General features: G+C 58.9%; 13 protein-coding genes. 5 read left to right on the forward strand and 8 right to left on the reverse strand.

All coding sequences use genetic code 11. The features are described 5' to 3' along the window. Positions 1 to 26 precede the first annotated feature (26 nt). Positions 27 to 1064, forward strand: a complete 1038-nt coding sequence (locus ERE07_RS12760) for an SDR family oxidoreductase (protein ID WP_130009295.1) — start codon at positions 27 to 29, stop codon at positions 1062 to 1064. Here the strand turns inward: ERE07_RS12760 and ERE07_RS12765 are convergent. The 3 genes from ERE07_RS12765 to infA all read right to left on the reverse strand — a co-directional run bounded on the left by ERE07_RS12765 (position 1013) and on the right by infA (position 4076). Beyond that, positions 1013 to 2143, reverse strand: coding sequence for a zinc-dependent alcohol dehydrogenase family protein (locus ERE07_RS12765; RefSeq protein ID WP_130009446.1), 1131 nt, complete (start codon positions 2141 to 2143; stop codon positions 1013 to 1015). The two genes, ERE07_RS12760 and ERE07_RS12765, sit on opposite strands and share 52 nt — an antisense overlap. Before the next feature lie 2 nt (positions 2144 to 2145). Next, positions 2146 to 3741, reverse strand: coding sequence for a glucose-6-phosphate isomerase (pgi, locus tag ERE07_RS12770; RefSeq protein WP_130009297.1), 1596 nt, complete (start codon positions 3739 to 3741; stop codon positions 2146 to 2148). A gap of 77 nt (positions 3742 to 3818) precedes the next feature. Continuing rightward, positions 3819 to 4076 (reverse strand): translation initiation factor IF-1, encoded by a 258-nt coding sequence (gene infA / locus ERE07_RS12775; protein ID WP_130009299.1) that lies wholly within the window; start codon positions 4074 to 4076, stop codon positions 3819 to 3821. 552 nt (positions 4077 to 4628) lie between these two features. Between infA and rfbB the strand changes: the two genes are divergently transcribed. After that, positions 4629 to 5651 (forward strand): dTDP-glucose 4,6-dehydratase, encoded by a 1023-nt coding sequence (gene rfbB, locus ERE07_RS12780; protein ID WP_130009301.1) that lies wholly within the window; start codon positions 4629 to 4631, stop codon positions 5649 to 5651. A 31-nt stretch (positions 5652 to 5682) separates the two neighbouring features. Here the strand turns inward: rfbB and ERE07_RS12785 are convergent, their stop codons facing one another. The 3 genes from ERE07_RS12785 to ERE07_RS12795 form a co-directional block, all read right to left on the reverse strand. Further along, positions 5683 to 6675 carry an Ldh family oxidoreductase gene (locus tag ERE07_RS12785; RefSeq protein WP_130009303.1) on the reverse strand — a complete coding sequence of 331 codons (993 nt, stop codon included), beginning with the start codon at positions 6673 to 6675 and terminating at the stop codon, positions 5683 to 5685. A 25-nt stretch (positions 6676 to 6700) separates the two neighbouring features. Continuing rightward, a complete protein-coding gene (locus ERE07_RS12790) occupies positions 6701 to 7627 on the reverse strand; it encodes a hydroxyacid dehydrogenase (protein WP_130009305.1) in 927 nt (308 codons plus the stop codon). A 64-nt stretch (positions 7628 to 7691) separates the two neighbouring features. After that, positions 7692 to 8441 (reverse strand): GntR family transcriptional regulator, encoded by a 750-nt coding sequence (locus ERE07_RS12795; protein ID WP_130009307.1) that lies wholly within the window; start codon positions 8439 to 8441, stop codon positions 7692 to 7694. 217 nt (positions 8442 to 8658) lie between these two features. Between ERE07_RS12795 and ERE07_RS12800 the strand changes: the two genes are divergently transcribed. The 3 genes from ERE07_RS12800 to ERE07_RS12810 all read left to right on the forward strand — a co-directional run bounded on the left by ERE07_RS12800 (position 8659) and on the right by ERE07_RS12810 (position 11316). Next, positions 8659 to 8940 (forward strand): UxaA family hydrolase, encoded by a 282-nt coding sequence (locus ERE07_RS12800; protein ID WP_130009309.1) that lies wholly within the window; start codon positions 8659 to 8661, stop codon positions 8938 to 8940. 54 nt (positions 8941 to 8994) lie between these two features. Next, positions 8995 to 10170: a UxaA family hydrolase gene (locus ERE07_RS12805; protein WP_130009311.1), complete on the forward strand. Its 1176-nt coding sequence runs from the start codon at positions 8995 to 8997 to the stop codon at positions 10168 to 10170. Between the two features lie 150 nt (positions 10171 to 10320). Next, entirely contained in the window at positions 10321 to 11316 is a 996-nt protein-coding gene (locus tag ERE07_RS12810; RefSeq protein ID WP_130009313.1) for a Bug family tripartite tricarboxylate transporter substrate binding protein, read from the forward strand. Between the two features lie 24 nt (positions 11317 to 11340). Here ERE07_RS12810 and ERE07_RS12815 read toward each other — a convergent pair whose 3' ends face one another. Then, positions 11341 to 12090, reverse strand: a complete 750-nt coding sequence (locus ERE07_RS12815; protein WP_130009315.1) for a sulfite exporter TauE/SafE family protein — start codon at positions 12088 to 12090, stop codon at positions 11341 to 11343. Between the two features lie 21 nt (positions 12091 to 12111). Next, complete coding sequence (locus ERE07_RS12820) at positions 12112 to 13749, reverse strand: thiamine pyrophosphate-binding protein (protein ID WP_130009317.1); 1638 nt, start codon at positions 13747 to 13749, stop codon at positions 12112 to 12114. Positions 13750 to 13782: the final 33 nt, after the last annotated feature.

The raw sequence follows: 13782 nt of genomic DNA on the forward strand, positions 1-13782 counted from the left end.
CGTCCTGCACATCATTGGAGCCTGCCGTGAGTAAAATCCTGTTAACAGGTGGCAGTGGCCAACTCGGACGCTGTTTGCTCGACCGTATGCCTGCCGACTGGCAGGTGCTCGCCCCTCGTCACGACGAACTGGATATCGCCCATGCACAGGCTGTCCAGGCGTATGTCAGCGCCCACGCACCGCACATTATCATCAATGCCGCGGCCTTCAATGCCGTGGATCTGGCCGAACGCAATCCGGTTCAGGCGCATGCTGTCAACGCGCTGGGGCCTGCCAACCTGGCCACGGCCGCTACGCAGGCTCAGGCGCGGCTCGTGCACATTTCGACTGATTATGTCTTTGACGGTAAGGCATCGCACCCCTATATCGAACCCGACGCGCCATTTCCGATCAATCAATATGGACTCAGCAAAATGCTGGGAGAGCAAAACGTATTGAGCACACTGCCGGATTCCATCGTGATCAGGACCTCATGGCTGTACAGCGAATATGGGCACAATTTTGTACGCACCATACTCAAGCTGGTCCTGGACAGCACGAATGCGGACACTGGCGCGAGTCGGCAGAACAAGCCCGATATGCATGCGGCAGCACAACTTGCGCCACTGCGTGTGGTGGATGACCAGACCGGCTGCCCCACCTATGCCGGCGACCTGGCCGAAGCGATTATCACGCTGGCCTCAAGGCAGAGCGCCGGGCAGAACCCCAATACTTCTTCTGTGGACACCAAAACGCCTCACGCCAATGAGCCTGACACGAACCGGATCTATCATTACTGCGGCGCAAACGCCATGACATGGTATGCGTTCGCGCAGCAAATTCTCGCCTGTGCAAAAGCGCTGAACGAGTCGCTGATCATGCCCGAACTGCATGCGATCAAGACGCTGGATTACGCGGCACCCGCCGCCCGTCCGGCAATGTCGGTGCTGTCATGCAAGAAAATAGAGGCAATGGGCATTGTCAGCCGGCCGCTGGAACGCAGCCTTGCAAAAGTCGTCAAGCAGTGGCTTGATCAGTCATCAAAGATGATCGCGTCTCGCAATCCATTGCCTGATGCCAGATGATCGAAGCCTTCATTGATCTGATCCAGCGTGAAGGTATTGCCCAGCAGTTTATCGACAGGTAACCGGCCTTCCTGGTACAGGCCGATATACCGGGAGATATCGACGGATGGCACGCCCGAGCCCAGGTAGCTACCGAGAACTTCGCGCTCTTCTCCAACCATCTGCGCAAGCGGCAAGGCAAAATTGATGCTGGGATTGGGCAAACCAGAGGTAACCGTTGCCCCGCCCCGATCCGTCAACTTATAAGCCGTCTCGAAAGCTGGTAACGCGCCAGCCATATCGAATCCGATATCGACGCGCCCGCCAGCGGCGTCGACAAGCGCTGCATCAGACTTTATATCGCGCGGATTGACCAAATGCGTTGCGCCAAGCTGCTTGGCCAACGCGAGTTTGTCGTTGCTCAAGTCTACCGCGACCACGCGGCGCGCGCCCGATGCCACGCAAGCGATCAATGCGCTCAATCCAACGCCGCCCATGCCGACCACCGCTGCCGTATCGCCAGCCTTGAGCTTGGCGCGATTGATCACGGCACCCGCCCCAGTGAGCACAGCACAGCCGAATAGCGCGGCTTCGCGATGAGAGATTTCAGCCTCAACTTTTATGCATGATCGGCGCGATACGACAGCATATTCGGCAAAACACGACACGCCGATATGATGATTGAGATATTCATCGCCGATACGGACGCGTCGCCCGCCATTGAGCAGCGTACCTGCGGCGTTCGCCGCCGCGCCGGGCTCGCACAAGGCGGGACGGCCTTTCATGCAAGGCTGGCAACAGCCACAACTGGGCACGAACACCGTCACCACATGGTCACCGGCTTTCAAATCGGTCACGCCAGCGCCGGCCTCCACCACTTCGGCCGAGGACTCATGCCCCAGTACCATGGGCAAGCCGCGCGGGCGATCTCCATTGATGACCGAAAGGTCGGAATGACAGAGCCCTGCAACCTTGATCCTGACCAGCACTTCGCCAACGCCCGGCGGATCGAGCTCGATGTCGGCAACGGCCAGCGGCCGGCTGTTTGCGTAAGGCGCGGGCAAGCCCATCTCCCGCAATATCGCAGCCCGGATTGACATGCTCACGTTGCCTCCTTCGAAGTGGCCAGCAAATTGACCCAATGCGCCGTCGAGGCGTCGTGATTGGGATCCACCGGCGATGTGCCTGCGAGTTCAGAGGCGATCCCCTGCGCCAGCACCTTGCCATATTCAACGCCCCACTGATCGAAAGGGTTGATGCCCCATACCAGACCCTGCACAAAGATCTTGTGCTCGTAGAGCGCAAGCAGCGCCCCCAGGGCGTAAGGAGAAAGGCGCGGCAGAACAATGAGATTGGAAGGACGCCCGCCGGCATGCACTTTATGATGCGCCAGCCACTTGGCCTGGTCTGGCGCCATGCCCGAATCGAGGCATTGCTGCAAGGCTTCTTCGTAGGTTTTGCCTTTGAGCAAGGCTTCGCGCTGGGCCAGGCAATTGGCGAGCAGGCTCTGGTGGTGGGCCGGCCAACCGTGATCCGCGTGACGGCACACAATGAAGTCTACCGGTGCACCATCGCTGCCCTGGTGCAGCCATTGGAAAAAAGTGTGCTGTGCATCCGTACCAGGCATGCCCCAGACAGCGGGACCAGTAGGGACACCCACCGGTGCGCCGGACACATCCACCGACTTGCCCAGCGACTCCATTTCGAGTTGCTGCAGGTAAGGCACGAGTTCGGCCAGGCGAAAATCATAAGGCGCAATATTGAGCGAGCCATAACCCAGCACGCTGCGGTTGACGATCCCCGAAATTGCCATTTGCACGGGTGCGTTATCTTCAAGCGGCGCCTCGGCAAAGTGCGTGTCCATGGCCGCTGCGCCTGCCTGCATGCCCGCGACGACATCGGTATCGACGGCAAGCGCGGTTGTCAGGCTGACCGACGACCACAGGGAGAACCGACCTCCTACCCAGTCCCATAATCGAAATATATGGCTCTTGGGGATGCCCCATTTTTCGGCAACGTCTGCGCGCGCGGTAACCGCAACGACCTGATCGTAAGGGTTCTGAATGCCCGCAGCCTGAAGCCATTCCAGTGCGCGCGTGCCATTTTGCAGTGTTTCGGCTGTGGTAAAAGACTTGGATGCCATGACAATGAGCGTGTCATGTGGATCAAAGCCGGACAATCCGCCCTGCATCGCATGGCCATCAATATTGGCCACAAAATGCACGGTTCTCCATGCCCCCGCATAACCGAACGCGTTGACCGCCAGGCGCACGCCCCAATCGCTGCCGCCAATACCAATATGAACGATATTGCGCCAACGGCGCTCAGAATCGGCCTGCCGAACGAACTCGGTGAGGCGCTGGCGTTCTATGGCAATTTCGTCGACAGGATCCGGCGCGCGTAAGGCTGTGTGCCAGGCGGCCCGATGTTCCGTTATGTTGACGATACCGCCGTCGAGCAATTGTTCGCGCATGGCGGTGAAGCGCCGCGCCTCCAGCAGTGCACGGGTGGCTTGCGCCAGTTCCGGCGATGAGCCTTGGCCGCTGATGTCCACATCAAGGCCCGCCGCGCTGAGAATGCGCAGGCGATGTACGTGAATGGGGGATTGTGTTGCGGCGCTCTCAAAAGCCTGCCATTCGGGCAGGTCGCGCAACGCGCGAAATTCGGCAGAACCGCTTGAGGGAGAGGTGCTGACCACTGACGCTCCTTGTTGGCATGTTTATCGATTGATTGTAATGCCAGAGGAGCGCAGCGGTGATGCCGCAAAAATCGGTATTAACGGCGGCGCTGGCTGCTCGCGCCAGGCGCACGGCCGGCGATGTGACGATAGGTGATACGGCCCTTGGTCAGGTCATAGGGCGACATTTCAAGCGACACTTTGTCGCCAGCGAGAATGCGGATATGGTGCTTGCGCATTTTTCCGCCAGTGTAGGCAACGACAGGGTGTCCGTTGTCCAGGGTAACGCGAAAGCGAGAATCCGGGAGGACTTCTGTGACGAGCCCGCCCATTTCAATCAGTTCTTCTTTAGCCATAGATTACTCCTGTAAAAAGCCAATAGATGTGCACGTAGACGGGATCCGGACTGTGGATCTACCAGTCAAACCGTGCTGCAACCGTGCCGTGACCCATGAAGCCAGCGTACCGATGCGGGCAGGCCGCGTCTGGAACGGCGCCTGTCGTCCGCTATGGACAAGAGGATAAAGATTGCTGCGATGACACCGGCAAAGGTGTCCGATGCTGCGCTTCGGAAAAGCATTTACCGGAAATATCCAAGCAGCGCGCAAGACCTGCTGGTTTACCTTGCTACGAAACGAGAAGGACGCTAGGGTTAAATGCGTGGCAAGCGATACGCGTTTGAGGCGTGCCCGCTTGTATTGACGGGATCTTGATGGGCTACTTTTTGCTGAATGCACAAGCATTTAGCTTTTACATGTTACCACAGCAGGGTGTTTTACACCATGGTTTTGTGCACCGCAAACAACACTCGAGACCGCTGAGCGGTACACTGCCTGCCTGAAAACACCCCGGGCTCCCCCTGGCAAGCGTGCTGCGGGAGACACGGTGACGCGTGACGGAGCATTTAAATGAAAATCCTGGTCACAGGTGGCGCTGGCTTTATCGGCTCGGCACTCATTCGCCATATCATTCAGCACACGGGCGATGCGGCGATCAATATTGACAAGCTTACCTATGCCGGCAGCCTGGACAGCCTCGCCGCAGTCGCGGACAGTCCGCGCTATGCGTTTGAGCATCTGGATATCTGCAACCGTACTGGCCTGGAGCGCATCTTTCGCAAGCACCGGCCGGACGCGGTCATACACCTGGCCGCCGAATCGCATGTGGATCGCTCGCTGGCCGGCCCCGCCGCCTTCATCGAAACCAATATTATCGGCACCTATATACTGCTCGAGGTGGCACGCGCCTACTATGAGGAGCTCGCACCCGCGGCGCGCAAGGCGTTCCGCTTTCATCATGTGTCCACCGACGAAGTGTTTGGCGATCTGGGGAAGGATGGCGGCTGCTTTTCCGAGACCAGCCGCTATTCGCCCAGCTCTCCGTATTCCGCCAGCAAGGCAGGCGCGGATCACCTGGTGAGCGCCTGGGCCCGCAGCTATGGCCTGCCCACCGTCGTTACCCACTGCTCGAACAATTATGGCCCCTGGCAGTACCCCGAAAAGCTCATTCCGCTGATCATCAAACGAGCCCTGCTCGGACTGCCCTTGCCCGTATTTGGAGATGGCCTGCAGGTGCGCGACTGGCTATATGCAGACGACCACGCGCGCGCCTTGCATTTGGTGCTTACCCAGGCTGCGCCCGGCGCCCGCTACAACATTGGCGGCCAGAACGAGCAGCGCAATATCGATGTTGTGCGCAGTCTGTGTGCCTTGCTGGAGGAGCTGGCGCCGGAAAAGCCTGCCGGTGTGTCCCATTATGCGGCGCTGATTGCGCATGTGACGGACCGGCCTGGCCATGACCGCCGCTATGCCATCGACGCGTCCCGGATTCAGCATGAGCTGGGATGGCGCCCCACTTACGATTTCGCCCTCGGTTTGCGGACGACGGTCGCGTGGTATCTGGCGAATAGAGATTGGCTGAGGCGCGCGTAGTCGGCGCGCCGTACCTACGGTGAATCAGCGCTTACGCAACCAGTTCACTGGCAATGGCATCCGGCACGTCGATGCCCGCTTGGGCAGCCTGCTGCGCCAGTTGCTGACGGCGGCTGCCGGGCAAACGCACCTGATCATCGGCCAGCATGGCGGCCAGCAAGGTTTCCGTGCGCGCGTAATAGGTATCCAAGCCACCCAGCGCTGCCGGGTCTATCACCAGAAAGACATGGCCTATGTGAGGCCGGTTGCCCTCGTCCGAGAAAAACGAATCCGCTTCGAAACCAAAGGACGCGCCCGTCAGCGATACGCACAACATTTCCACCATGAGGGCCAACATCGCACCTTTAACGCCCCCCGCTGGACACATCATGCCGTCAAGGCCAACCTTGGGATCCGTTGTTGGCAGGCCCTGCTTGTCCAGCGCCCAGCCTTCGGGAATAGTCTTGCCCTCGCGCGCGGCGACCATCAGTTTGCCGCGCGCCACTTCGGACAGCGACAAATCAATGCTGACGGCTGCATCATTGCGACGGGGAAAAACAGCAGCGATGGGGTTTGTGCCAAATAACGCCCGGCGGCCGCCCCATGCCGGCATCGCGGCGGGTGAGTTGGTGAATGCAAAGCCTATCATGTTCGCCCGCGCAACCGCATCCAGATGCAAGCCGGCGGCACCGAAATGATGACTGCGGGTGACGCCGGAAAAAGCGATGGTGAACGCCCGTGCTCTGCGGATGCCTTCCTGGACGGCAAGCTCGCAGGCCGGGAATGCCAGTCCTTCATCGGCATCTATGAGCACCCCTGCCCCATGTGATCGCAAGATGGTGGGGCAGGCCTGAGCGTTGACACGGCCACTGCGTATATGCGAAGCGTACTGCCCAACCCTCGAAAGCCCATGGGAACTCAGCCCCTGCATTTCCGCCGCCACGAGCGCCTCCGCCGTGCTGCGGGCCATTTCAGCGGATGCGCCCGCTGCGAGGAGTGTCTTCGTGACGCGTTCTGTAAGGACATCAGCCTGGTAAATTGCCATGTGCGTTCCTGTATAAGGGGTTGGATTATTGTTGTAGATAAGCGCTTACCCGATCGGCGATCAGCCAGCTGACGCGCTGGTTGGACTCGTTCGTCACGCCTGCGACATGCGGCGTCAGAATCAGGCTTGGTATGCCTGAAAGCGCCGTGCCGGCCGGCAATGGTTCGTCTTCATAGACATCCAGCGCGGCCCCGCCCAAATGCCCGGACACCAACACCTGGGCCAGCGCGGGTTCGTCCACGATGCCGCCTCTGGCGGTATTGATCAGAATGGCGCCCTGTTTCATCCTGCGCAGACGCTGGGCATCAAACAGCTTGCGGGTGCTGTCAAGCAGGGGCACATGCAGGCTGACCACATCGGCTTCGCCAAGCAGATCATCAAGCGGCATGGGCTTCGCACCCGAATCTTGCCAAAGTGAGGCGTTGTCGGGAATTGCAGGGTCGTAGGCGACGATTTCCATGCCTAAGGCGCGTGCCAGCTTCGCTACCAACTGGCCGATGCCGCCAAAACCCACCAGACCCAGGGTTTTGCCGGCAGTTTCCCGGCCCTGGGACAGTTCCGCTCTGGGCCAGCGCCCATTGGCGACGTCGGAAGAAGAGGCATAGCTCCGGCGCAACAGCATCATGCTTGTCGCAATCACGTATTCCGCCACTGCCTGAGCGTTTGCGCCCACGGCGGGAATCACCGCTATGTTTCTGCTCTGGCAGGCCTGTACCGCGATATTGTCCAGCCCCACCCCCAGCCGGCCCACCACTTTGAGCGCAGGGGCGATGGCCAGCATAGACTCATCCACCTGACTGCGATTGCGGACAATCCAGGCGTGCGCGCCGGGCAGAGCCGCCCGCAACGCGTCGGGCCGGTCGACCAGCTCAGGGTCGTAAACGACATCGAAACGCTGGCGCAGGACATCCACAGCCGCAGCATCCATGAATTCTGAAATAACGATGTTCATAAACGGACTCCGAAAGCAGTGTTGAAAACAACGAGCGGGGCCATGCGAGGACCGCCGACATTCGTCAGTGGCTCTGGTGTTCCTGCCCTATATACTCGTAATGCTCTGTGTTGACGCGCGACACTCGCCACTCCACAGGCTGCTGGTTGTACGAAAACGCCAATCTGCGGATTTCCAGCAATGCCGTCTCACGAGGCACATGCAGCCAGCCCGCATGGTCCGCATCCGCAGTGCATGCCCTTACGTTCTCGACGGTGCCAATGACGTTGATGCCGAAATCTTCCTGATACAGGCTATAGACGGTGCCAGGCCGGTTGCGGACTTGCTCTTCGCTCAACCCGCTGAACAGGGCTTCCGGCACGCAAATCGTATCGACCATCACTTGGGAATCGTGCAGCGTCAGCAGATTGACAAACTCAAAGACATAGGCACCCGGCCCCAGCAGCAGTTTCTCGCGGGCCTCGCCATTCGCCCGCATGCGCCGAAAACTCAATAACTGCGGTGTTGGATAGGTTTTGACGCCGTCCTGGCGAACGATGCGGAAGTAGCGAAAAAAATGCTGGTTATGGGCATGGATGGCAACGAATGTGCCGCGCCCCTGATGCCGTATGAGTATGTTCTCGAGGACCAACTCATCGATCGCCTTGCGCAAGGTGCCTATGGATACGCCAAAACGCTGGGCGAGCATTTTCTCGGGGGGGATCGCCTCCCCCTGATTCCATTCTCCGGACGCAAGCGTGCCGAGTACGGCCCGCTTTACCTGCTGATACAGCGGGGTGCCAGACGGACTGAGATGCGAAATCGTTGCACTCATGGTTATTCCTGAAAAAACGTCATCACAAGCCGCCGCAGCGTCATCGGATCAGCGATCGCGTGCAGCGGTTCCTGCGTTGTAGTTTATATTAACCCATATCTTATAATTCATATAGATGATCTGCTTGACATATATCAGTAGCTTATCTAATAATTGCATATCGGCCGGCCGACCATCCCGGTTCATTCGGCGGCTTCTTTTCTAGAGAGAGGGAAAAATGATTCACGCCATATTGCATGACGCTAAAGATACGGTGGCGGTCGCCGTCGTGGAGGGGCTTACCGCCGGCACCGAACTGACCGCATGGATCATGGACGAAGACAAGATGATCCATGTAACCGCAAAACAGGACATCCCTATCGGCCATAAGGTCGCCCTGAAAGACATGAAAGTCGGCGACACAGTGTTCAAGTACGGCGTGGATATTGGCAAGGTTGTCGCGCCGATCTCGGCGGGGGATCACGCCCACGTACAGAACATCAAGACCAAGCGCTGGTAAGCCGCTGTCTCCACTACACACATAGTCCGCCTTTAGAGCGAAAGGATTTTCAACATGGCCGTCATCTCATCATCCACCACATTCATGGGGTATCGTCGCGACAACGGGCGCGTGGGTGTCCGCAACCACGTCGTCATTCTGCCCGTGGACGATATCTCCAACGCAGCAGTCGAAGCCGTCTCCAACAACATCAAAGGCACGATCGCGCTGCCGCATCCTTATGGTCGCCTGCAATTCGGCGAAGATCTGGATCTGCATTTCCGCACGCTCATCGGCACGGGCAGCAATCCCAATGTGGCAGCTGTCATCGTGATCGGCATCGAAGAAGGATGGACTAAGCGCATCGTCGATGGCATCGCCGCCACAGGAAAGCCGGTCGCCGGTTTCAGTATTGAGTTGCATGGCGACCACGACACCATCATGCGTGCGTCCAAGAAGGCGAAGGAATTCGTGCACTATGCCACCGGGCTCTCTCGGACCGCCTGCCCGATCAGCGATCTATGGGTATCGACCAAATGCGGAGAATCCGACACGACATCCGGCTGTGGCAGCAATCCGACGGTCGGCAACGCGTTTGACAAGCTTTATGAGCTTGGCAGCACGCTGTGCTTTGGCGAAACGTCGGAAATCACCGGCGGCGAGCAGTTTGTGGCAGACCGCTGCGCCAATGACGAAGTGCGAGAGCGCTTCATGTTCATGTTCAACCGGTATCAGGACATGATCAACCGCTGGAAGACCAGTGACTTGTCCGAATCCCAGCCCACCAAGGGCAATATCGCGGGTGGCCTGACAACCATCGAAGAGAAGGCGATGGGCAATATCCAAAAGATAGGCAAAAAGTGCAAGGTGGACGGCGTCCTCGACAAAGCCGAAACCCCTACCGGCAAAGGCCTGTGGTTCATGGATTCGTCCTCGGCTGCCGCAGAAATGGTGACACTGTGCGCCGCCTCGGGCTATGCCGTTCACTTCTTCCCCACCGGCCAGGGCAACGTGATCGGCAACCCGATTCTGCCGGTTATCAAGCTTTGCGCCAATCCTCGTACGGTACGCACCATGTCGGAACACATCGACGTGGATACGTCGGCGTTGCTTCAACGTGAGCTGGATCTCGATCAAGCAGGAGACAAGCTGCTTGAATGCATGCTGGAAACCGCAAACGGGCGTTGGACAGCGGCTGAAGTCCTGGGTCATCGCGAGTTTGTGCTGACCAGGCTGTTCGAAAGCGCCTAAGCACAGTTCCGGAATCAAAGCAGCACAGGGTCACACCGTATCAGCACTATCCCAGACGCAGCGGCTTCCAATAAAGAGGTCGCTGTGTTTGTTCTGGGTATCGCCCGTTAGATGGCAATCAATGCCACCCACACCGATCAGGAGACGTCCATGCAATACCGATTCACTACGCAGGCTCGCATCAAAAAACTCGCTGTCGTCACGCTCGCTTCGCTCGGCTTTATGTCGGCCGCCTGTGCGGCATCATGGCCCGAGCGCACCGTGACCATTGTTGTGCCATTTTCCGCAGGCGGCACGACAGACATCGTCGCTCGTCTCGTTGGCGACAAGCTCGGCCAGAAATGGGGGCAATCCGTTGTCGTCGACAACAAGCTGGGCGCAGGCGGGAACATAGGCACCGCCACTGTCGCAAAGGCCCGGCCTGATGGCTATACCATTCTGATGGCTTCCGGCAGCATACTGACTGTCAACCCTCACTTGTACAAAGACCTGCCTTTCGACATCAAAAAGGATTTCGCGCCCATTACAAACGTCGCCAGTGGACCCATGGTCATCGCGACCTCCACGCAGCTGAAAGCCAAGACGCTGAAAGAACTGATCGACATGGCCAAGAAGAATCCAAAGACGATCAATATGGGTTCCGCGGGCCTGGGGAGCCAGGTGCATATGGCCGGAGAGAACTTTTCATACTCCGCAGGCATAGACATGACGCACGTGCCTTATCGGGGGGAAGCCGCCTCGTATACGGACCTGATGGCGGGTCAGATTGATGTTGTGGTCGGCAATATCGGCGCCGTCACACCCTTGTACGAATCTGGACGTATCAACGCGCTGGCGGTCACCAGCAGCAAGCGCGCGCCCATGCTGCCCAATGTTCCCACCGCCGACGAGGCTGGCCTGAAGGGGTTCGAGAACTATGGCTGGTTCGGCTTTATTGCTCCGGCAGGCACGCCAAATGAGATCATTCACAAAATCCAGCAGGATACAGCCGACGTACTGGCGCAACCAGACATCAAGAAGCGCCTGGCCGATCAAGGGATGACGCCCATTGCCAATACGCCGGAAGCGTTCGCCCAGGAAATCGACAAGGAATCCAAGATGTGGGCCGGTGTCATTGCGGAACGCAATATCAGCATTGCACAGTAAGCCTCTGCGCCCCAGGCCTTTCAGTTAGAGCAAGCGCCAAACCTGGGGCGCCGTCGAGATCAGCAGCATGATCCCCGATATCGTCAGCATGACTAAGACCATGCCTCTGAAGGAACTGTCGGAAAAACGCCTGTACAGGCGAATGCCGAGCAGGGAGGGTAAGAGAATGGCTGCACCGACCACTGCAAAATACCCTGTCATCTCGCGCGTGATCAGGCCATTTGCCGCAAATGCGGTGATGGTCAGCATGTGCATGAATAAGTTGAATGCTTGAAAGACAGTGCGCTGCTGGTCTTTAGGCCAGCCTCTGAGCTGACACCACAAGGTAGGCACGGCCCCCGGCAAGCCCCCAAACCCGCTCATGGTTCCGCCTACCCATCCAATCACGCCGTCGGCAACGCGGCCGCCCACTGTAATACGTGGAATATGCGCTATCCATAATGCGGTCAGGCAATACACCGCCAGCAGCAATCCCACACCGAACTTGAAGAACAAGGGATCCATCAGGGTCAAGAGCCATAACCCGGTTGGCACGCCCAGGATGCCGCCTATCAAAAAAGGAAAAAGACGGCGCAGGCTGAATCCATGGCGAAGGGATCCAACTGCCAGCAACTGCCCGACCAGCGATCCGAACACGATCAGCGGCACCATCATGCTGGGCTGGATGAACCACGACCATACGCTCAACGCCACCAGCCCGAAGCCAAAGCCCGCCAGGCCTTGCACAAAGCCCGCAGCAATACTGCCCACAGCCAGAACCAGCCAAATACTCATCAATTCGTTGTCCGGATAAGGCTACGCACGTCGCATGACGGGCGCGGGAAGACCTGCCAGCATCACGTTGATGCATGCGGGCAAGCCCGATGCGGCCGCATCGTCCAAGGCCACAGGCAGGGCCTGCAATGACGCCACCCATTCGCCATGGCCGCCAAAGGCCGCGGCAACCTTATCGTAACGCGAAGGCAACAGTTCGCAGCCTATCGTGCGATCCGCGCCGTAGTCTCTAACCTGAATTTGATATTCCGCATTCCAGCGCGCATCATTGCCCACCACGCAAAGGATGGGCGCCTGATTGCGCAACGCCGTATCCAGCTCCGCGCAATGAAAGCCGAACGTGCCATCTCCCATCAGGGCAACGACAGGCGCTTCGGGATAAGCCAGCTTGGCCGCCACGGCCATAGGCAGGGCAGCGCCGATGGCGCCTGCCGCACCGTTGATGATCCTGTGAGGCGCTGTCAGGCAGGCCTGGGCCCACTGGCCAAACTCGCCGCCGTCGACCACGAGTACAGCGTCCTTGTGGCGGTTGAGCACATCCTGCACGCACCGGCATACTTGAGCGGGATGCACAGAGCCGCTGGGATCCGGAGCGGCCTCATGCCAGCCGAAGGGCCGATAGGCGAGATCGGACGCCACTTGCTTTTGCCATGCCCGATGGGCGTCACTTTGCTGACCCGCCGCCAGACGGGTAAACGTTTGCAGCGCAGCGGGCACATCTGCCTGATGGCGCAACTGCAATCGCTTTCCCACGGCCTGGACGGATCGCGCGAACTCTGCCTCATCGGCATCGACTTGAAGGAAGATGCATTCTGGCGCAACGACCGGCGCTTGTCCGAAACCAAGCGTGAAGTCCAGCTTCTTGCCGACAAGCAAAATGCAATCCGCCTGGCTTAATGCCGACGCCCAGGCGCCAAGGCTGGGATCATTGCCGCCGCGCGGGCTTTCTGTGGCCACAACCGGTATCCCCAGGGCCGCCTGAAGCGATGCAACGGCGGCGCGACCGGCATCGGTCAAGCCTTGGGGGCCAAGCACCACCATAGGGCGTTCGGCTTGCCGCAATTGCGTCAACATTTCCAGTGCCGCTGTGTCCGGCAAGGCTTGGGCAACGGCCTGGTAGCGGTCGGCAGCGGGCAATTGCTGGTTATTGGCGAGCGCCTCCAGTACATCCGTTGGCAGACTGAGATGCACGGGCCCTGGTCTGCCTGATAGCGCAATCTGGCAGGCCTTGGCAAAATCATGGGCGAGCTCGTCGGCGCTGCCGCAGACCCACGCCGCCTTGACCGCGGGCAAGGCCATCGCCACCTGATCCATTTCCTGGAAGGCGCCATAGCCTCGACGCGACAGAGGTGCATGGCCAGACAGCAATATCACCGGAGACTCGGACATCAATGCCGTGTACAGCGCGGACACGGCATTGGCGTGGCCCGGGCCGCCCGTTACCAGGGCGACGCCCACCTCGCCTTTCAGGCGAGCCCAAGCGTCAGCCATATGCACTGCCGCGCCTTCGTGTCGTGCATGCACCAACCTGATGTTCTGACCGAGCAAAGCGTCATAGATAGGCATGATGTGATTGCCAGACAGGCTGAACAGTGTGTGAATGCCTGCCTGCCTCATTGAACTTACCAGCATATCTGAACCACGCATGGGGCCGCTCATCAATCACTCCTTATATGAATACTATGTGTCTTG

The organism is Allopusillimonas ginsengisoli, assembly GCF_004153455.1.
Lineage (GTDB): Bacteria > Pseudomonadota > Gammaproteobacteria > Burkholderiales > Burkholderiaceae_B > Allopusillimonas > Allopusillimonas ginsengisoli.